Origin of the sequence: Sphingomonas sp. PP-CE-1A-559 (assembly GCF_004340965.1) — a bacterium.
GTDB lineage: Bacteria > Pseudomonadota > Alphaproteobacteria > Sphingomonadales > Sphingomonadaceae > Sphingomonas.
This window is the reverse complement of the sequence record NZ_SLYA01000001.1, coordinates 960,289-978,430: the sequence shown is the minus strand read 5'-3', so window position 1 is coordinate 978,430 and position 18,142 is coordinate 960,289. Positions and strand designations below refer to the sequence as shown.

Here is an 18,142-nt window from a genome sequence, read left to right as displayed (position 1 = left end):
GACGCACCGAAACTCTAGATGAGGCGCTAGGTCACATCCCCGGATATCGCTCGAACGCAGGCAAAGCGGCCACATCCGCCATCCACGCCAATCGGTCGGCTACCTGGATATGCGCACCCGGCGCGACCGCCTCGGGATCGTCCAGCGTACAGGATTGGACGTCGATGATCCCCGGCAGATACTCGGCATTGGTATAGAATAGTCCCGTCCCGCACCGTCCGCAGAATTGACGCCGACCGCTCGCCGACGATTCATACGTCACCGGATCGCCCGAGATGGTCACCTGCTCGGACCTGTATGCGATCCAGCCTACCATCGGCGCACCCGCGCTTCGCCGGCAATCGCCGCAATGGCACAGCGCGTGATGCTCGGGCTCGCCCTCCGCGACATAGCTGATCGCTCCGCAATGACATCGTCCCGCCAGCATGCCCGCCTCCCTCTATGTTCTCAACTTGTTCCACGTATCGTCGAACCGCGCAAGCCATACCCGCTTGCCCCTTCGCCCCCCGTTCCCTACCTGTTCACCGGTGAACCAGATCGCCCAAACGTCCGCGCCGCAAGCAGAGCCTCCCTATCTGCGCGGTCTCAACCCGCCGCAGCGCGAGGCGGTGCTGACCACCGACGGGCCCGTCCTGATCATCGCCGGCGCCGGCACGGGCAAGACCGCGGCGCTGACCGCACGGCTCGCGCACTTGATTTTCACCAAGAAGGCGTGGCCGTCGGAGATCCTCAGCGTCACCTTCACCAACAAGGCCGCGCGCGAGATGCGCGAGCGGGTCGGGCGGCTGGTCGGCGATGCGGTCGAGGGCATGCCGTGGCTCGGCACGTTCCACGCGATCGCCGCGAAGATGCTGCGCCGCCACGCCGAGCTGGTCGGGCTGCAATCGAACTTCACGATCCTCGATACCGACGATCAGTTGCGGCTGCTCAAGCAGCTGATCCTCGCCGCGGACATCGACGAGAAGCGCTTTCCGACGCGCAGCCTCGCGGGGCTGATCGACCAGTGGAAGAACAAGGGCCTCGTCCCCGCCGACATCGATGCGGGAGAGTCCGAGCGTTACGCCAATGGCCGCGGCGGCGAACTGTACCAGCAATATCAGGCGCGCCTGATCGCGCTCAACGCCTGCGATTTCGGCGACCTGCTGCTCCATATGCTGGTCATCCTTAAGACGCACCGCGACGTGCTCGCGCAGTATCAGCAGCGCTTCAAATACATCATGGTCGACGAGTATCAGGACACCAACTCGTCGCAATATCTCTGGCTGCGGCTGCTCGCGCAGGAGCGTAAGAACATCGCCTGCGTCGGCGACGACGATCAGTCGATCTATTCGTGGCGCGGTGCGCAGGTCGAGAACATCCTGAAGTTCGAGCGCGATTTTCCGGGCGCGAAGGTCATCCGCCTCGAACAGAACTACCGCAGCACGCCGCATATCCTCGGCGCGGCATCGGGCGTGATCGCCAACAACGGCGGACGGCTCGGCAAGCAGCTCTGGACCGAGCGCGACGTCGGCGAGAAGGTGAAGGTCATAGGCGTCTGGGACGGCCCCGAGGAAGCGCGCCGGGTCGGCGAGGAGATCGACATCGTCCGCCGCTCGGGAAAGAGCCTCGACGAGGTCGCGATCCTGGTCCGCGCGCAGCACCAGACGCGCGAGTTCGAGGACCGCTTCATCGCGGTCGGCATGCCGTACAAGATCGTCGGTGGCTTCCGCTTCTACGAACGCGCCGAAATCCGCGACGCGCTGGCGTATCTGCGCGTCGTCAATCAGCCCGCGGACGATCTCGCCTTCGAACGCATCGTCAATGTCCCCAAGCGCGGGCTCGGCGACAAGGCGGTCGCGCGCATCCACCAGCTCGCGCGCGCCACCGGCACGCCGCTGACCACCGCCGCCGCGCGCATCCTCGACACCGACGAACTGACCGGCGCGGCCAAGAAGTCGCTCGGCCGCCTGGTCGGCGACATCGCCCGCTGGCGCGACATGGCGACCAGCCTGCCGCACGCCGAACTCGCGCGTCAGTTGCTCGACGAAAGCGGCTACACGGCGATGTACCAGGCCGAGAAATCGGTCGAGGCGACCGGCCGCCTGGAGAACCTCAGCGAACTCGTCCGCGCGATGGAGGAATACGACTCGCTCGGCGCGTTCCTCGAACACGTGTCGCTGGTGATGGACAACGAGGGCGGCGCGCAGGATCCGCAGGTCACGATCATGACCATCCATGCAGCCAAGGGCCTGGAATACGACACCGTCTTCCTGGTTGGCTGGGAGGAAGGCCTGTTCCCGTCGCAGCGCTCCTTGGACGAAGGCGGCGTGAAGAGCCTCGAAGAGGAACGCCGCCTGGCCTATGTCGCGATCACGCGTGCCCGCCGGCTTGCGGTCATCATCCACGCCGCCAACCGTCGCATCTACGGCCAGTGGAACTCGTCGATCCCCTCGCGCTTCGTCGCCGAACTTCCCGCCGAGCACATCAACACAGAAACCACGATGTCCGGCGGCGCGAGCCTCTGGCAGGCCAACTGGTCCGACCGGGCCGATCCGTTCGCCGACGTCGCGCGCGGCACCGGTCGCGGTCCCGGCTGGCAGCGCGCGTCGGGTACCGGCAGCACCTTCTCCACCAAGCCCGCGCGCGTCGTCGAAAGCCGCTCCAGCGCGATCAGCCTCGGCAACAAGGGCCGCGACGACCTCTCGCTCGGCATGCGCGTGTTCCATCAGAAGTTCGGCTACGGGCTGATTGCAGAGATCGAAGGCAACAAGCTGGAGATCGACTTCGAACAGTCGGGCCGCAAGCGCGTGATGGACAGCTTCGTGACGCTCACGCCCTAACGGCATCAACCGGGAAAAGGATCAGCCGGCGGTCTGATCCGCGAGCGAGAATATCCGCTCCATCACCGCCCATTTCGGCCCGGTCGCCTCGATCGGCTTCTGATACACGTCCATCGCGGTCTCCCAAGACGCGACGACCGGCTGCAACGCCGGGTCGGCCGCGCGTGGAAAATCGTCCTCGACCTCGGCAATCATCACGAGCCGGTCGGCAACCTGCCAGATCTCCATCTCTTGGTACCCCCGCTGGACGATGTCGCGCACGACCTCGGGCCACACGGCACCCGGTGAGTGTCGTTCGCGATAAGCGGCGATCAGGGCTGCGTCGTCGACGAGGTCCAGTGCGGTCACGATGCGATACGTCACGGAAACTCCTTCGATACGGCGTACTCCCGCAACAATAGCGCCGCCGCCCCTTTTCAAAAGTCACTTTGACTAATAAAACCACCGAAACGCACAATGACGCGCAGGAGATGGAATGAGACTGTCCGGCAAGACCGCGGTAGTGACCGCGGCGGCACAAGGCATCGGCCGCGCCACCGCAGAACGCTTCCGTGACGAGGGCGCACGGGTCTTCGCGCTCGACCGCGACGGCGATGCGCTGCAGGCGATCGACGGCGTCGAACGTCTCGTCGTTGACCTGCTCGACGCCGACGCGATCGCCGCACTGCCCGCCACGATCGGCGACATCGACATTCTCGCCAACGTCGCCGGCTTCGTCGCGGCGGGCGACATCCTGCAAGGTAGCGACGACGACTGGATGCTGTCGTTCGACCTCAACGTCCACGCTATGCACCGCATGACCCGCGCGTTCCTGCCCGGCATGCTCGCGCGCGGCGGCGGCGCGATCGTCAACATGAGCAGCATCGCGTCGAGCGTGAAGGGCATCCCCAACCGCTACGCCTATGGCGCGTCGAAGGCGGCGGTGGTTGGGCTGACCAAGGCCGTTGCGGCCGATTTCGTCGGTCGCGGGATCCGCTGCAACTGTGTGTGCCCGGGGACGATCGAGACACCGTCCTTGCGCGAACGCATCGTCTCGCAGGCAGGGACGCAGGGCATTTCCGTGAGCGAGGCCGACGCCGCGTTCGTCGCGCGCCAGCCGATGGGCCGGCTGGGCCGCGCCGAAGAGATCGCCGCGCTGTTCCTGTATCTCGCCAGCGACGAATCGAGCTTCACCACCGGCGCGGTCCACGTGATCGACGGCGGCTGGGTCAACTAAGGATCATCCGATGAAATTATTGCGTTACGGCCCGCGCGGCCAGGAAAAGCCCGGCATCCTCGATCAGGACGGCGCGATCCGCGCGCTGCCCGCGGACCTCGGCGATATCGCCGGTGAACTGCTGTCGCCCGAGGGGCTCGCGAAAATCGCCGCGCTCGACGTGACGACCTTGCCCAAGGTCGACGGCGCGCCTCGGATCGGACCATGCGTCACGCGCACCGGCAAGTTCATCTGCATCGGCCTGAACTATTCGGACCACGCCGCCGAGAGCAACATGGACCTCCCCGCCGAGCCGGTCGTGTTCGGCAAATGGACCAGCGCCATCCAGGGCCCGAACGACGACGTCGAGATCCCGCGCGGCTCGGAGAAGACCGACTGGGAGGTCGAACTCGGCGTCGTCATCGGTACGCCCGGCCGCCACATCGCCAAGAAAGACGCGCTGTCGCACGTCGCCGGCTATTGCGTCGTCCACGACGTGTCCGAGCGCGCGTTCCAGCTCGAGCGCGGCGGTACGTGGGACAAGGGCAAGGGCTGCGATACGTTCGGGCCGATCGGTCCCTGGCTCGTCACCGCGGACGAGGTCGGCGATCCCCAAAAGCTGGGTCTGTGGCTCGAAGTCGACGGCCATCGGTATCAGGACGGCACCACCGCCAACATGATCTTCGACGTCGCGACGATCGTCTCCTACCTTAGCGACTTCTGCACGCTCGAAGCCGGCGACATCATCTCGACGGGTACGCCCAAGGGCGTCGGCCTAGGCCAGAAGCCGCCGGTGTATTTGCGTGCAGGCCAGACCGTCCGCCTGGGCATCGACGGCCTCGGCGAGCAGACTCAGACGATGGTCGCCGCCGCGTGACGACCATCACCGGCCTGCGGACGATCGACCTTCGTTTCCCGACCAGCGCGGGGCTCGACGGGTCCGACGCGATGAACCCCGATCCGGACTACTCGGCCGCCTATGTCGTGCTGGACACGGATACGGATGGGCTCGAAGGTCACGGCCTGACCTTCACGATCGGTCGCGGCAACGACATCTGCGTCGCGGCGATCGAGGCGATGCGGCATCTCGTCATCGGGCTCGACCTCGACTGGATCATCGAGAATCCGGGGCGGATGTGGCGGCATCTGACCGGCGACAGCCAGTTGCGTTGGATCGGCCCCGACAAGGGCGCGATCCACCTCGCGACCGGCGCGGTCGTCAATGCGATCTGGGATTTGTGGGCGAAGGCGGTCGGCAAGCCCGTCTGGCGGCTCGTCGCGGACATGACCCCCGAGGAATTGGTCCGGACGATCGACTTCCGATACCTGACCGACGCGATCACGCCGGAAGACGCGCTCACGCTGCTGACGAAGCGCGCGGAGGGCAAGGCAGCGCGGATCGCCGATCTCGAGGCGACCGGCTTCCCCTGCTACACCACGTCCGCGGGCTGGCTCGGTTATCCCGACGACAAGTTGCGTCGGCTCGCGCAGGAGGCGGTCGATGCCGGCTTCGATTATATCAAGCTGAAGGTCGGTCGCGATCTCGCGGACGACATCCGTCGCCTGACGATCGCGCGCGAAGTGCTCGGGCCCGACCGGAAGCTGATGATCGATGCGAACCAGGTGTGGGACGTCCCGCAGGCGATCGAGTGGGTTAACGCACTCGCCTTCGCCAAGCCGTGGTTCATCGAGGAACCGACCAGCCCCGACGATATCCTCGGCCACCAGGCGATCCGCAACGCGATCGGCGAGGTGAAGGTCGCGACCGGCGAGATGTGCCAGAACCGCATCATGTTCAAACAGTTCATGGCGGCGGGCGCGATCGACGTCGTGCAGATCGACAGCTGCCGTCTGGGCGGCGTCAATGAAGTGCTCGCGGTGCTGTTGCTGGCGGCCCGGTACGACCTGCCGGTGTGTCCGCATGCGGGCGGCGTCGGGCTGTGCGAATATGTCCAGCATCTCTCGATGATCGACTATCTCTGCTTCTCCGGGACCAAGGAGGGGCGCGTGATCGAGTATGTCGACCATCTCCACGAGCATTTCGTCGACCCCTGCGTGATCCGCGATGCCGCGTACATGCCGCCGACGCTGCCGGGCTATTCGATCGAGATGAAGCCGCAGTCGCTGATCGACTATCGGTTCGCGGGATGAAGCTGGGGCTGGACGGCAAGGTCGTGATCGTCACGGGTGGCGGGGCCGGTATCGGCCTCGCCATCGCCCGCGGGCTGGCCGAGGAAGGCGCGATCCCGGTGATCGTGTCGCGCAGCGCACCCGAGGACTTCGCGGCCGAGCATCTGTTCGTCGCGACCGAATTGTCTAACGACGCCGCGTGCGCGGCGGCGGTCGAAGCGGCGGTCGCACGCTATGGCCGGATCGACGGGCTGGTGAACAATGCCGGTGCCAACGACAATATCGGGCTGGACCGAACGCCGGCTGAATTCCGCGCCTCGCTCGACCAGAACCTCGTGCATTATTTCGCGATGGCGCATCACGCGGTGCCGCATCTGCGCAAGACCGGCGGCGCGATCGTCAACATCTCGTCGAAGACGGCAGTCACAGGTCAGGGCGACACCAGCGCGTACGCCGCCGCGAAGGGCGCGCAGCTTGCGCTGACCCGCGAATGGGCGGTCGCGCTGCGGGGCGACGGGATCCGCGTCAATGCGGTGATCCCGGCCGAAGTGATGACGCCGCTCTACAGGCGCTGGATCGATACGTTCGACGATCCGCAGGCCAAGCTCGACGGCATCGTGTCGCGGATACCGCTCGGCCACCGCATGACCGAGGATCGCGAGATCGCCGACACGGTGGTCTTCCTGCTGTCCGACCGGGCAAGCCACACCACTGGGCAGTGGCTCTACGTCGATGGTGGCTACACCCATCTCGACCGCGCGATAGACTGACAAACATAAACATAATCAGGAGTGGATCATGAGCGGAACGACCGCCGACAGGAAATATGTGCCGGCGATCGTGCTGACGGTCGCGCTGTTCTTCCTCTGGGGGATGGCGAACAACCTCAACGACATCCTGATCGCGCAGTTCAAGAAGGCGTTCACCCTCACCGATTTCCAAACGAGCTTCGTCCAGCAGGCCTTCTACATGGGCTATTTCCTGCTCGCGGTGCCGGCCGCGCTAGTGACGCGCGCGAAGGGCTACAAGACCGCGATCGTCACCGGGCTGGTGCTGTATGCGGCGGGGGCGCTGCTCTTCTATCCCGCGGCGCATTACGGGGAGTATCTGTATTTCCTCGCCGCGCTGTTCGTGATCGCGTGCGGGCTGGCGTTTCTCGAAACGTCGGCGAACCCGCTGATGACCGAACTCGGCGACCCGACGACCGCAGCCAAGCGCCTGAACTGGGCACAGGCGGCGAACCCGGTCGGTACCGTCGCGGGTGTGCTGATCGGCAAGTATTTCATCCTGTCGGCGATCGTCCACGACGAGAGCGCGGTCGCGGCGATGAGCCCAGTGGCGCGCGAAGCATTCTATCGCGGCGAAGTCGTCGCGGTGCAGACGCCGTATCTGGTGATCGGCCTCGTCGTGCTGCTGTTCGCGGTCGCCGCCGCGGTGATCCGCTTTCCCGAGCACCGTGCCGAAGAGACCGTCGGCGCACCCTCGCGGTTCGTCGACGTGTTCCGCCACCCGCGGCTGATCTTCGCCACGGTAACACAGTTCTTCTACGTCGGCGCGCAGGTCGGCATCTGGAGCTATACGATCCGCTATGCGCAGGCGAACGTCCCCGGCATGGCCGAGCACGATGCCGCGGATTACCTGTTCGCCAGCCTCGTGCTGTTCGGAATCGGCCGCTTCGCCGGTACCGCACTGATGGGCAAGATCGCACCCCCTCGCCTGCTCGCGATCTTCGCGGTGGTCAGCGCCGTGCTTGCCGCCGTCGCGGGTCTCGTCGGTGGGCAGGTCGGGTTGTACGCCCTGGTGCTCGCCAGCCTGTTCATGTCGATCCAGTTCCCGACGATCTTCGCGCTCGGCATGGACGGGCTGGGCCCGCTCCGTCGCGCGGGCGCGTCGCTGATCATCATGGCGATCATCGGTGGCGCGGTGCTGACCGGGCTGATGGGGCATATCTCCGACCTTGCCGGGATCGATACCGCGATGCTGGTGCCGGCAGTGTGCTTCCTGGTGGTACTGGCGTTTGCGGTAAAGGCCGGGCGGACGCTGTCGGGTGAGGCGCTTCAGCCGACGATCCACTGAGTAACCTAGCGCGCCACCCACCTCCTTGTTCTCCCGCGAAGGCGGGGGCCCAGTCTGGGTCCCCGCCTTCGCGGGGAAACATGCTTGTCACGAGGTTGAAGACTAGACCAGAATACTCCGGTCGATCTCCGCAATCGACCGCACCCCCGTCAGCGCCATCGCCACGCGCATCTCCCGCTCGATCAGCGTCAGCAATTGCGTCACGCCAGCTTCCCCCCGCGCCGCCAGCGCATACAGCCATGCCCGCCCCAACAACACGCCATCCGCTCCCAACGCCAGCATCCGCACCACGTCGAGCCCCGACCGCACGCCCGAATCCGCCAGCACCGTAAGCTGTCCCTTCACCGCCTCCGCGATCGCCGGCAGCGCCGCCGCGCTCGACAGCACGCCGTCGAGCTGCCGCCCGCCATGGTTCGACACCACGATCCCGTCCGCACCGATCGCCGCCGCCTCCCGCGCGTCGTCGGGGTCGAGGATGCCCTTGATGATCAGCGGCCCGTCCCAACCTTCGCGGATCCATTCGAGATCCTTCCACGCGATCGACGGATCGAAATTGCTGCCAAGCCAGCCCATGTAATCGTTCAGCCCGCTCGCCTTGCCCAGCACCGGCTCCAGATTGCCGAGCTGGTGCGGCCGCCCGCGCAAGCCCACGTCCCATGCCCAGCCGGGACGCCCCATCGCCTGCAACATCCGGCGCAGCGGCGCGCGCGGCCCCGACATTCCCGAATGCTGATCGCGGTAGCGCGCGCCCGGCACCGGCATGTCGACCGTGAACACCAGTGCCTTCGCGCCTTCCGCTTTCGCCGTGGCAAGCAGATCGCGCATGAACGCGCGGTCGCGAATGACGTAGAGCTGAAACCAGGTCGGCCCGGTCGGCGCCGCCTTCACCACTTCGCCGAGCGAACAGAGCGACACCGTCGACAGGCAGAACGGCACGCCCGCGGCATGCGCAGCCCGCGCCGCCTGCGTCTCGCCGCGCCGATGGTACATGCCCGCGATCCCGACCGGCCCAAGCCCGACCGGCAACGCCTGATGCTGGCCGAACAGCGTCGTCGACAGATCGAGATCCGAAACATCGCGCAACACCCGCTGGCGTAGCGCGATCCCAGAGAGGTCGCTGACGTTGCGCGCGAGCGTCGCCTCCGCGTAGGAGCCGCCATCGGCATACTCGAAGAGGAACCGCGGCAGCCGCTTGCGTGCGGCCTCGCGGAAATCGAGCGTCGAGGCGATCGTCATGCAGAGTCTCCCATATTGTGCACATCGATCCCGAAATCGCGGCGTGCAACGTCCCCTAGCAAGCCAACGCCCCCGCCAGCAACTTTCAGATATGAAAGATTGTTGTTTCGACGCCGCGCGCTTGCGGCATAAGGATCGCGCCCGCAATCACGATAGCTTCGACCATGCCGCTTCCCTCGCCGCCGCCCCCGCCAGACACCAATAGCGCCAGTCCGCGCGTCTATTCGGCGCCCGCGCTGGAAAAGGCGATCGACATCATCGAACTGCTCGCGCGCGAACCGAACGGCCTTACGGTCAGCGAAATCGCCGCTCGCCTCGCGCGGTCGATCAGCGAACTCTTCCGCGTGATCGTCGTGCTCGACCGGCGCGGTTGGCTGCACAAGGATCCCGGCAGCGATCGCTACCGCGTGACCTACAAGCTCCTCGAAACCGCGCACCGCGCGACCCCCGCGCAGGAACTGACGCACGTCGCCGCGCCGCTGATGCTGACCTTGGCGGCGACCGCGATGCAATCCTGCCATCTCGTCGTCGTCAACGGCACGTCGGGCCTGATCATCCTTCGGCAGGAAAGCCCCGGCCCGACCGGTTTCGCCGTCCGTCTCGGCACCAGCATAGCCTTGGCGACGAACTGCTCGGGTCACGTCCTGCTCGCCTTCATGACCGACGATGCCCGATCCACGATACTCGACCAAACGATGGACCCGGCGGCCCGCGACGCGCTCGACGCCGCCTTCGCCGCCATTCGCGAACGCGGCTATGAATCGATCCGCAGCGCACGGATGAGCGGCGTTTCCGACATCAGTTGCCCGATTTTCGGCTTTGACGGCCACGTCGTTGCGGCGCTGACCATCCCGTTCCTCGAGGTCATCGACGAGACTCCGCATATCTCCGCGGACGAAGCACTGGTCGCGCTGAAGCGCACCGCAACGCAGATCTCGCAAGCGCTCGGCTGGTATGCGCCGACCGTAACGTCCGCCTGACGGTCCGCCACGTCGTTTACGCGAGCCAGTACTGGCGAGTGGCACAAGGCACGCGTCATCGTTCGCATCGATGCGGTACCGCTCAGCCTCTTCGTTCTGCCATAGTGTCGCACTCCTTCGTTTGAGCTCTGTTAACCGTTCGGTTGTAAAGACTCGGGACCACCATGAGGGGCCGAAAGTGCGCATCGATCAACTTCAGCCTACCCCCAGCGTGGCGGAACCGCTTGAGATCCCCGCGGAGTTGTTGGCCAGCGTACAGCGTCACCAGGCGCATCTTGCCGAACTGATCGTCAGCCTGCGGGCGGCGGGACTCGGCGAGGACGTCGTCGATGCGAGCATCCGCACTCTGGTCGACAGCTATGCCGACGATCTCACCGTAGCAATCCGCGCGATGATGAAGGCACCGGATCATGGATAACGCCCTGCTGCTCGACGACGACGATGGCCGGGTCGCAGCCTTGCGACGCCTCGACGTGCTCGACACCGCGGTCGAAGAGCCGTTCGAAAAGATCGTCACGCTCGTCCGCACGGTGCTCGCGGTACCCGTAGCGACCGTGACGCTTGTCGATCGCGATCGGCAATGGTTCAAGGCACGCCGCGGCATGGAGCAGAGCGAAACGCCCCGCGCGGTATCTTTCTGCACGCATACGATCCAGCAACGCGACCCGTTGATCATCGAAAACGCGCTGGGCGACCCGAGGTTCGCCGAAAGTCCGCTGGTCGTGGGCCCGCCCTATGTGCGGAGCTATGCAGGCATCCCCCTGCGCACGCCCGAAGGATATAATGTCGGGGCGCTGTGCGCCATGGATACCCGGCCCAGACGGTTCAGCCCCGCGGACATCGCCATCCTGAGCAATTTCGCCAACATCGTTTGCGACGAACTCGAACTGCGGCTGATCGCACAAGTCGATCACCTTACCGGCGCGTTGACCCGACGTGGCTTCGTGGATCAGGCGCAACGGGAAATGGAGCGTACGCTTCGCTACGGGCGGGCAAGTTCGCTGATCATGATCGACGTCGACCATTTCAAGCGGGTGAACGATACTTACGGCCACTCGATCGGCGATCAGGTCCTGAAGCAGATCGCCAGCCTTGCCGAAACCACGCTACGCCCTTGCGATCTGTTCGGTCGTCTCGGCGGCGAGGAATTCGCCCTCCTGATGCCGGAAACCAGCGGCGCGGCAGCCCTCGTCGTCGCGGAGCGACTTCGGAATACCATCGCCGAACATCCGATGACGCTCCATGGCGGCGGTACGATCCACGTAACCGCGAGCTTCGGCGTGGCTGAACTGTCCGCATCTTTCAGCACGCTAACCGCCTGGCTCGAACGGGCCGACATGATGCTCTACGCGGCGAAATCCGGCGGCAGGAACCGTACGCAACTCGCCGATCCGTCGTAGAACGGCGGACGCGGAACGGCGACGTTCATGATTTCAGCGAAAACGTGGAGCGGGTGAAGGGAATCGAACCCTCGTCACTTGCTTGGGAAGCAAAAGCTCTACCATTGAGCTACACCCGCTAACGGCGGTCTACGCCTGTCGGTCCGGATCCTGCACCGGCTCTCGATGACCGGCCGAGTGCCACAGTCCTTGCAGCGACGTCAACGCCAAATCGTCCCGCGTGAGTCCGCCTGCCCTCCGGCGAACCGACTAGCCGCGCAGGCCGAACACCTGCGAACGGTCCGCCTCGGGCACCAGTCCCTCGAGCACCGCCCAGAACCCCGATACCGCGCTCTGCCCGGCGCTCGCATACGCCTCGGCCATCCGAATCCGCGCGGCCTCGAACAATTCGCGCTCCATCTTCGAGCCCTCGACCGTAAGCCGCAGCAACCGCTGCCGTCGGTCACGTTCGCCCGGCCGCGTCTCGACCAGCTTGCGGTCGGCGAGTTCGTTCAGCACGCGTCCCAGCGACTGCTTGGTGATCGCCAGCAGCGACAGCAGTTCGCTCACCGTCATGTCGGGCTTGCGCGCGATGAAATACAACGCTCGGTGGTGCGCGCGGCCCAGCCCCTCTTCGGCAAGACCCTGGTCGATCGACCGGGTCAGGTGGCTATAGCCGAAGTACAGCAGCTCCATGCCGCGGCGGAGTTCGGGTTCGCGAAGGAACAGGGGTGAGGCGGACGAAGCTGTGGCAGACATGTTGACCGGTTTAGACATCGCCCGTAGTCGTCGGCAACCCGCAACGAGAGAGATTTTCGATGTCCGTTCCAGCTTTTACGCCGTCTTCCGCCTTCCGCCATGAGCCGAACGCGACTCCGGTCGAGGCGAACGAGCGGGCGAAGCGGCTTATCGATCCCGGATTTGGACGGGTCTTCACCGATCACATGGCGATGATCCGCTACAGCGAGACCGAGGGCTGGCATGACGCGCGCATCACCGCGCGCGCGCCGCTGACGATCGATCCGGCGTCGTCGGTGCTGCATTACGCGCAGGAGATCTTCGAGGGGATGAAGGCGTATCGACTCGCGGATGGCGGCACCGCGCTGTTCCGCCCCGAGGCGAATGCACGCCGTTTCCAGGATTCGGCACGACGCCTGGCGATGCCCGAGCTGCCGACCGAGCTGTTCCTCGAATCGGTCGAGCGCCTCGTAAAGACCGACGCGAACTGGATCCCGGAGAGCGATGGCGGCGCGCTGTATCTGCGCCCATTCATGTTCGCCTCCGAAGTGTTCCTTGGCGTGAAGCCGTCGGCCGAATATCTCTACATGGTGCTCGCCTCGTCGGTCGGCGCCTATTTCAAGGGCGGCGCCCCCACCGTGTCGATCTGGGTGAGCCAGCAATACACGCGCGCTGCTCAGGGCGGCACTGGTGCTGCCAAGTGCGGCGGCAACTACGCCGCCAGCCTGCTCGCGCAGTCCGAGGCGATCCGCAACGGTTGCGACCAGGTGGTCTTCCTCGATGCCGCCGAGCGGCGCTGGGTCGAGGAACTCGGCGGCATGAACATCTTCTTCGTGTTCGACGACGGCAGCATGGCGACCCCTGCCCTGACCGGCACGATCCTGCCCGGCATCACCCGCGACTCGATCCTGACGCTCGCCCGCGCGAACGGCATTACGGTCCGCGAGGAAGGCTACACGATCGACCAGTGGCGCGCCGACGCGGCGAGCGGCCGTCTGGTCGAAGCATTCGCCTGCGGTACTGCGGCGGTCGTCACGCCGATCGGCACCGTCGCCAGTCCCGAGGGCCACTTCACGATCGGTGACGGCGCTCCGGGTGCGCTGACGATGCGGATGCGCGACGCGCTCGTATCTATCCAGCGCGGCACGGCGCCGGACGAGAACAACTGGCTGCACCATCTCGCGGATTGACGTCCACAAGGGCTTTTCACGCGCCGCTGCCCCGCTATAAGGCCGCCTCTGTTGGGGCGTCGCCAAGTGGTAAGGCAGCGGCTTTTGATGCCGCCATGCGCAGGTTCGAACCCTGCCGCCCCAGCCAAGTCTTTCCATATTCCGGATCTGCCGTATTTATCGGCAAGCCGCCGCCAGTAGCACGGCCGACTGTGCCAACGGCGTGGCCGCGGACTGGTCACCGCCTTGGCTTCGCTCCAGGTCGCTAATCGCCGCGTTGCCTGATCGATTATGGCACCTCGAAATGCGCCCATCGTGGTCGCGTGGCATTCCCGGGCCGGAGCATGCCTCACCTCAAGCCAGGTGAGACCCCGTACACTTGGCATCCGCCTCCACATCGTTACGCTGGAGGAATGCAACTGACCCGGCCTCAAGCAGAAACTCTCGCGCGCGAGGGGATGGCTGCGCTCCGCAACGGTAATGCGGCACGCGCCTATGAAGCGCTGTCCCTTCTACGCGACGGGGCACCGGGCATGCCCGCGCCTTGGTTCCTGATCGCACAAGCCGCACAGTCGCTCGGCCGCGACGACGAGGCGGAAACCGCGCTGGTGCATTTCCTGGCAGCAGAACCACGCCACCTGGCTGCGCTGTTGACGATGGCCGCGCTGAAGGTCCGACGCGGCGACGAGCGTGCGGCGCAATCATTCTATCGCACTGCACTGAACGTCGCCACCCTGCCGGATGCCCCGATCGCGCCCGTGCTGGTGCCGATGCTGAAGGCGGGGGAGGCATTCCTGGCGGATTGCGCGAAACGGTTTGCCGCACATCTCGGCGATGCGCTGGCGGGGACGGGTCTTGCCGCTGGCGTATCGGGAGGGCGTACGCGGTACGCGCTCGACCTGCTGCTCGGACGGCGTGAACTGTATCTGCAACAGCCGTCGATGTTCTATTTTCCCGGGCTTGCGCAGCGTGCGTTCTTCGAGCGCGACGAGTTCGCGTGGGTTGCCGCCATGGAGGCCGCGACCGCAGACATGCGTGCCGAGGTGGAAAGCGTCGTCGCGGCCGAGAAGGGCTTTGCGCCCTATGTCCAATCGACGCCAGACCGCCCCGCGCCGGCCAACCCGTTGCTCGACGATCCAAGCTGGAGCGCGTTCCATTTATGGCGCGGTGGCGAGCGCGTGGAACCCAACGCATCCTCCTGTCCGCATACGATGGCCGCACTCGAGCAAGCACCGATCCCGATCATCGCGGGCCGCTCGCCGATGGCGATCTTTTCGCTGCTGAAGCCGGGCACGCACATTCGGCCGCATCACGGGATGCTCAACACACGACTGATCTGTCATTTACCGCTGATCGCTCCCGAGGGATGCGCGCTGCGGGTGGGGGCCGAAACGCGCGCGTGGCGAGCCGGCGAGATGCTGATCTTCGACGATTCGTTCGAGCACGAGGCATGGAACCGCGGCACGGAAACCCGGATCGTCCTGCTGTTCGAGGTTTGGCGGCCCGAACTGGCCGCCGACGAACGCGGCGCGTTGACAGACATCTTCGAAGCCATCGACACCTATCAGGGCGCAGCGATCGACACGGGCTGAGTCCATCGCCGCGGTTGGCCCGTGGGCACCGGCTTCAGTCGGCAACGTCTCCGCTATTGCCGAGCTTGCTGCCGAGCGACCCGAACAGGTGGCGCAGCATCGTCGTCTCGTCGCGCGTCAGATGGGGGTTCCAGACATCGACTATCAGGACGGCCCGGATCGTGTCGCTGTCGTTCCAGGCCTCGTGCTCGATCGTATCGTCGAACACGAACGCCTCGCCGACGCGCCATTCGCGGGTCTCACCGCCGACGCGGAAGCCGCATTTGTCGGGCACGATCAGCGGCAGGTGCACGACCGAGCGGATGTTGCTGACCCCCGTATGCGGCGGCAAATGCGTGCCCGGTTTGAGGACCGAGAAGAATGCGGTCGGTGCGCGGCCAGGAATATCCGCCAGCGGCAACGCATCGAGGATCGCCGCGGTCTGCGGACACCGCGCGCAGACCGCATCGTCGCGGACACCGTAGCGCCACAGATAGCGTGCACTCCACTGGTCCGAGCGATCGAGCGGGCTCCACAGATTGGCCGGCGTGCCGAGCGGCATCGCCACATAAGGCGTGAAGCCCGCCGACGGTTCGGCGAGCAACGCCTTCAGTTCGGCGAGGATGACGGGCGTCGCCGCCTCGAACTCGGCCAGCCAGGCGAAATGGTCGCGTGCGAAGAACTCGTCGGCCGGGAGGAACGGGAAATGCATCCCGTGCGGCGCGGGTGCGTAGATCGTCCGACGCCCCAACATCGCATCGACGCACGCATCGAACCGGCGACGCTGCGCAGGGTCCGCGACTGCCCGCAGTGGCTGCATCGCGGCATCGACATCGTCCGACAGCGCACGCGCATGGAACGCGATACGGTTCGACGCGCGCGCCAGCAATTGATCGAGCGGTGGCGATCGGTCCGCCATCGACTGGACGATCGTCGCCACCCCGCCCCAGCGGAACGCCGCCTGGGCCGCATCGCCGGTCCGGTCGTGCAGTTCGGCAAGACGCACGTTCGCCATCAGGTTGCGCTGGTCGAGCGCCAGCGCGCGCTCCAGTGCGGTCCGTTCCGCCACGGCATCGCCCAACCCGCGATGCGCGCTCGCCAGGTTCATCCACAGCGGTGCGGCGGCGGGATCGGCGGCCGCTGCCCGCGCGAAATATTCCGCCGCGGCGCGGTCGTCACGACCCAACGCCGCCATCCCGAGGGCGTTGAGCGCAACCGGATGGTCAGGCGCGATCGCCAGAATATCGCGAAACGCCGCAGTAGCCCTAGCCTTGTCGCCCGCGCGCTGCGCGCGATCGGCGTCGCGCAGCAGGCCGTCTAACCGCGAAGTAACATCGGCGTTCATAATGACCGTGAGGCTCTACTTAGTGGCCGCCCGCCGCGGACCGATCGACCATATCCTGGCCCGTCGCGCGAGCGGATTGCGCCATCTCGTTCCATTCCTCTCGCGTGTGGCAATCACGACGCGTTTCGATCATCGACCCCGCCGGGGCCGATCTCTTGCAGATCTTCGGGTGCGGCTTGCTGGCCGTCTTGTCAGCCACCTTGTCCGTGGTCGCCGGCTGCTGCGCGATAGCTGGGGCCGTCGCGAGGACGAACGCCAAACCGAACGTAACCTGCTTTATCATTGCCCACCCTTTTCGACATTTTCGATAAGACCGCCATCATGCCTTATTCGTGTCGGCGCACAATCCAAATCCGACGGTTTCGCAATGTACTTCGCCGATGGCGAACGCGAATGCGATATGCCATCCAATAGCGATGACCAGCCACGCTCGAAGCACGCCCCCCAAGAATCGAGACACGACCGGCAATGCCACACGGATCGCCGATCCCTGCTGGCTAGCGCACCGCTACGATCCGGAACACGACGCCGTGCATCTTGTCGCGGCGGATCGGGCGATGCGTGGCACAGCGACCTTCCTGACCGACGAACATCTACCCACCGCGGCGAACCCCGTCGTCGTCGCGCGACGTGAGGCCACCGCCGCCGTACAGCGTGTCGATCCGGTCCATTTCATCTTTCATTCGGCCTATTGCTGCTCGACCCTGCTCGCGCGAGCGCTTGATCGCGTCGGGTTCGCGTCGACGTTGAAGGAGCCTGTGATCCTCAACGATCTGGTCGGCTGGCGGCATCGCGGCGGCGATCCCGCCAAGATCGCCAAGGTGCTCAACGACGCGCTTACACTATCGGCGCGTGCGTTCGTTCCGGGCGAGGCAATGATCATCAAGCCGTCTAACGTCGTCAACGCGTTGGCGCCGACGATGTTGAACCTTCGTCCCGACGCCCGCGCGGTGCTCCTGTATGCACCACTTCGCGTGTTCCTGACGTCGATCGCGCGAAAGGGGATGTGGGGGCGGTTATGGGTCCGCGAACTGCTGGCCAAGCAACTCGCCGACGGCATGGTCGATCTAGGGTTTACGCCTGAGGATTACTTCCGGCTGACCGATCTACAGGCGGCTGCGGTCGGCTGGATCGCACAGGCGGATCTGTTTGCGGCGCTTGCCCACCGCTTCCCAGACCGGGTCCGGTCGCTTCAAAGCGAGACGTTGGTCGCGGCGCCGCGCGCGGCGTTGCACGCAATCTGCGATTTATATGCCTTGCCGATAAACACCGCCACACTGGATGCGCTGGAACATAGCGAAGCCTTTGCGCGCAATGCCAAGGACGGCACGACCTATCGCGCGGCCGACCGCACTCGCGAGCAGATGGACGGCGCAACCTTGTACGCCGACGAGATCGATAAGGTCCTGATATGGGCTGAAGCCGTCGCGCGCGGTGCCGGGGTGGCGCTCGATCCGCCGGCGCCACTGCTCGGCTAAAAGCCTCGAAGCCAACTCGAGCCCCT

18 protein-coding genes and 2 tRNA genes are annotated in these 18,142 nt (G+C 65.6%); 13 read left to right on the top strand and 7 right to left on the bottom strand.

Annotated elements, in window-relative coordinates; genetic code table 11:
* Window positions 1–31: 31 nt before the first annotated feature.
* Entirely contained in the window at window positions 32–427 is a 396-nt protein-coding gene (locus C8J42_RS04425; RefSeq protein ID WP_133019000.1) for a GFA family protein, read from the bottom strand.
* A gap of 109 nt (window positions 428–536) precedes the next feature.
* Here C8J42_RS04425 and C8J42_RS04420 point away from each other — a divergent pair, with 109 nt between their 5' ends.
* Window positions 537–2,819 (top strand): UvrD-helicase domain-containing protein, encoded by a 2,283-nt coding sequence (locus tag C8J42_RS04420; protein WP_133019228.1) that lies wholly within the window; start codon window positions 537–539, stop codon window positions 2,817–2,819.
* A 21-nt stretch (window positions 2,820–2,840) separates the two neighbouring features.
* Here the strand turns inward: C8J42_RS04420 and C8J42_RS04415 are convergent, their stop codons facing one another.
* Window positions 2,841–3,182, bottom strand: coding sequence for an L-rhamnose mutarotase (locus C8J42_RS04415; protein ID WP_133018999.1), 342 nt, complete (start codon window positions 3,180–3,182; stop codon window positions 2,841–2,843).
* A gap of 112 nt (window positions 3,183–3,294) precedes the next feature.
* Between C8J42_RS04415 and C8J42_RS04410 the strand changes: the two genes are divergently transcribed.
* Genes C8J42_RS04410 through fucP form a run of 5 tightly spaced genes read left to right on the top strand, consistent with a single transcriptional unit; the run spans window position 3,295 to window position 8,220 of the window.
* Window positions 3,295–4,035, top strand: a complete 741-nt coding sequence (locus C8J42_RS04410) for an SDR family oxidoreductase (RefSeq protein WP_133018998.1) — start codon at window positions 3,295–3,297, stop codon at window positions 4,033–4,035.
* 10 nt (window positions 4,036–4,045) lie between these two features.
* Window positions 4,046–4,891, top strand: a complete 846-nt coding sequence (locus C8J42_RS04405; protein WP_133018996.1) for a fumarylacetoacetate hydrolase family protein — start codon at window positions 4,046–4,048, stop codon at window positions 4,889–4,891.
* Window positions 4,888–6,165 (top strand): L-fuconate dehydratase, encoded by a 1,278-nt coding sequence (locus C8J42_RS04400; protein ID WP_133018995.1) that lies wholly within the window; start codon window positions 4,888–4,890, stop codon window positions 6,163–6,165. Before C8J42_RS04405 ends, C8J42_RS04400 begins: the two co-directional genes overlap by 4 nt.
* Complete coding sequence (locus tag C8J42_RS04395; RefSeq protein ID WP_133018994.1) at window positions 6,162–6,914, top strand: SDR family oxidoreductase; 753 nt, start codon at window positions 6,162–6,164, stop codon at window positions 6,912–6,914. The genes C8J42_RS04400 and C8J42_RS04395 overlap by 4 nt, the downstream gene beginning before the upstream one ends.
* A 28-nt stretch (window positions 6,915–6,942) precedes the next feature.
* Window positions 6,943–8,220 carry an L-fucose:H+ symporter permease gene (fucP, locus tag C8J42_RS04390; protein WP_133018992.1) on the top strand — a complete coding sequence of 426 codons (1,278 nt, stop codon included), beginning with the start codon at window positions 6,943–6,945 and terminating at the stop codon, window positions 8,218–8,220.
* Window positions 8,221–8,322: 102 nt separating this feature from the next.
* On the opposite strand, the gene lldD is transcribed toward fucP, so the two are convergent.
* The gene (gene lldD / locus C8J42_RS04385; RefSeq protein ID WP_133018991.1) at window positions 8,323–9,456 is read right to left on the bottom strand and encodes an FMN-dependent L-lactate dehydrogenase LldD; all 1,134 of its coding nucleotides are present in this window, start codon (window positions 9,454–9,456) and stop codon (window positions 8,323–8,325) included.
* 164 nt (window positions 9,457–9,620) lie between these two features.
* Between lldD and C8J42_RS04380 the strand changes: the two genes are divergently transcribed.
* From C8J42_RS04380 to C8J42_RS04370, 3 genes are all read left to right on the top strand, one after another.
* Complete coding sequence (locus tag C8J42_RS04380) at window positions 9,621–10,436, top strand: IclR family transcriptional regulator (protein ID WP_133018990.1); 816 nt, start codon at window positions 9,621–9,623, stop codon at window positions 10,434–10,436.
* Window positions 10,437–10,614: 178 nt separating this feature from the next.
* Window positions 10,615–10,854 carry a hypothetical protein gene (locus C8J42_RS04375; protein WP_133018988.1) on the top strand — a complete coding sequence of 80 codons (240 nt, stop codon included), beginning with the start codon at window positions 10,615–10,617 and terminating at the stop codon, window positions 10,852–10,854.
* Complete coding sequence (locus tag C8J42_RS04370; RefSeq protein ID WP_133018987.1) at window positions 10,847–11,836, top strand: sensor domain-containing diguanylate cyclase; 990 nt, start codon at window positions 10,847–10,849, stop codon at window positions 11,834–11,836. The genes C8J42_RS04375 and C8J42_RS04370 overlap by 8 nt, the downstream gene beginning before the upstream one ends.
* Before the next feature lie 45 nt (window positions 11,837–11,881).
* On the opposite strand, the gene C8J42_RS04365 is transcribed toward C8J42_RS04370, so the two are convergent.
* Together C8J42_RS04365 and C8J42_RS04360 are read right to left on the bottom strand one after the other, a co-directional pair.
* Window positions 11,882–11,955 (bottom strand) — tRNA-Gly (locus C8J42_RS04365).
* A gap of 130 nt (window positions 11,956–12,085) precedes the next feature.
* Window positions 12,086–12,574, bottom strand: coding sequence for a helix-turn-helix domain-containing protein (locus C8J42_RS04360; protein WP_120299039.1), 489 nt, complete (start codon window positions 12,572–12,574; stop codon window positions 12,086–12,088).
* A 59-nt stretch (window positions 12,575–12,633) separates the two neighbouring features.
* Between C8J42_RS04360 and C8J42_RS04355 the strand changes: the two genes are divergently transcribed.
* From C8J42_RS04355 to C8J42_RS04345, 3 genes are all read left to right on the top strand, one after another.
* Window positions 12,634–13,743, top strand: coding sequence for a branched-chain amino acid aminotransferase (locus C8J42_RS04355; protein WP_133018985.1), 1,110 nt, complete (start codon window positions 12,634–12,636; stop codon window positions 13,741–13,743).
* A 52-nt stretch (window positions 13,744–13,795) separates the two neighbouring features.
* Window positions 13,796–13,870, top strand: a tRNA-Gln gene (locus C8J42_RS04350).
* A 310-nt stretch (window positions 13,871–14,180) separates the two neighbouring features.
* Window positions 14,181–15,314, top strand: a complete 1,134-nt coding sequence (locus C8J42_RS04345; RefSeq protein WP_133018984.1) for an aspartyl/asparaginyl beta-hydroxylase domain-containing protein — start codon at window positions 14,181–14,183, stop codon at window positions 15,312–15,314.
* Window positions 15,315–15,348: 34 nt separating this feature from the next.
* Here C8J42_RS04345 and C8J42_RS04340 read toward each other — a convergent pair whose 3' ends face one another.
* Window positions 15,349–16,638: an aspartyl/asparaginyl beta-hydroxylase domain-containing protein gene (locus C8J42_RS04340; RefSeq protein ID WP_133018983.1), complete on the bottom strand. Its 1,290-nt coding sequence runs from the start codon at window positions 16,636–16,638 to the stop codon at window positions 15,349–15,351.
* Between the two features lie 19 nt (window positions 16,639–16,657).
* Window positions 16,658–16,921, bottom strand: a complete 264-nt coding sequence (locus tag C8J42_RS04335; RefSeq protein WP_056062779.1) for a hypothetical protein — start codon at window positions 16,919–16,921, stop codon at window positions 16,658–16,660.
* A 133-nt stretch (window positions 16,922–17,054) separates the two neighbouring features.
* On the opposite strand from C8J42_RS04335, the gene C8J42_RS04330 reads away from it, so the two are divergent.
* Entirely contained in the window at window positions 17,055–18,116 is a 1,062-nt protein-coding gene (locus C8J42_RS04330; protein WP_243644068.1) for a hypothetical protein, read from the top strand.
* The last annotated feature ends 26 nt before the right edge of the window (window positions 18,117–18,142 follow it).

Bases quoted from the DNA above. Each gene is read 5' to 3' on its own strand.
- C8J42_RS04425 (WP_133019000.1), bottom strand. From the start codon at position 427: ATGCTGGCGGGACGATGTCATTGCGGAGCGATCAGCTATGTCGCGGAG.
- C8J42_RS04410 (WP_133018998.1), top strand. From the start codon at position 3,295: ATGAGACTGTCCGGCAAGACCGCGGTAGTGACCGCGGCGGCACAAGGC.
- C8J42_RS04405 (WP_133018996.1), top strand. From the start codon at position 4,046: ATGAAATTATTGCGTTACGGCCCGCGCGGCCAGGAAAAGCCCGGCATC.
- C8J42_RS04395 (WP_133018994.1), top strand. From the start codon at position 6,162: ATGAAGCTGGGGCTGGACGGCAAGGTCGTGATCGTCACGGGTGGCGGG.
- fucP (WP_133018992.1), top strand. From the start codon at position 6,943: ATGAGCGGAACGACCGCCGACAGGAAATATGTGCCGGCGATCGTGCTG.
- lldD (WP_133018991.1), bottom strand. From the start codon at position 9,456: ATGACGATCGCCTCGACGCTCGATTTCCGCGAGGCCGCACGCAAGCGG.
- C8J42_RS04380 (WP_133018990.1), top strand. From the start codon at position 9,621: ATGCCGCTTCCCTCGCCGCCGCCCCCGCCAGACACCAATAGCGCCAGT.
- C8J42_RS04370 (WP_133018987.1), top strand. From the start codon at position 10,847: ATGGATAACGCCCTGCTGCTCGACGACGACGATGGCCGGGTCGCAGCC.
- C8J42_RS04360 (WP_120299039.1), bottom strand. From the start codon at position 12,574: ATGTCTGCCACAGCTTCGTCCGCCTCACCCCTGTTCCTTCGCGAACCC.
- C8J42_RS04355 (WP_133018985.1), top strand. From the start codon at position 12,634: ATGTCCGTTCCAGCTTTTACGCCGTCTTCCGCCTTCCGCCATGAGCCG.
- C8J42_RS04345 (WP_133018984.1), top strand. From the start codon at position 14,181: ATGGCTGCGCTCCGCAACGGTAATGCGGCACGCGCCTATGAAGCGCTG.
- C8J42_RS04340 (WP_133018983.1), bottom strand. From the start codon at position 16,638: ATGAACGCCGATGTTACTTCGCGGTTAGACGGCCTGCTGCGCGACGCC.
- C8J42_RS04335 (WP_056062779.1), bottom strand. From the start codon at position 16,921: ATGATAAAGCAGGTTACGTTCGGTTTGGCGTTCGTCCTCGCGACGGCC.
- C8J42_RS04330 (WP_243644068.1), top strand. From the start codon at position 17,055: ATGACCAGCCACGCTCGAAGCACGCCCCCCAAGAATCGAGACACGACC.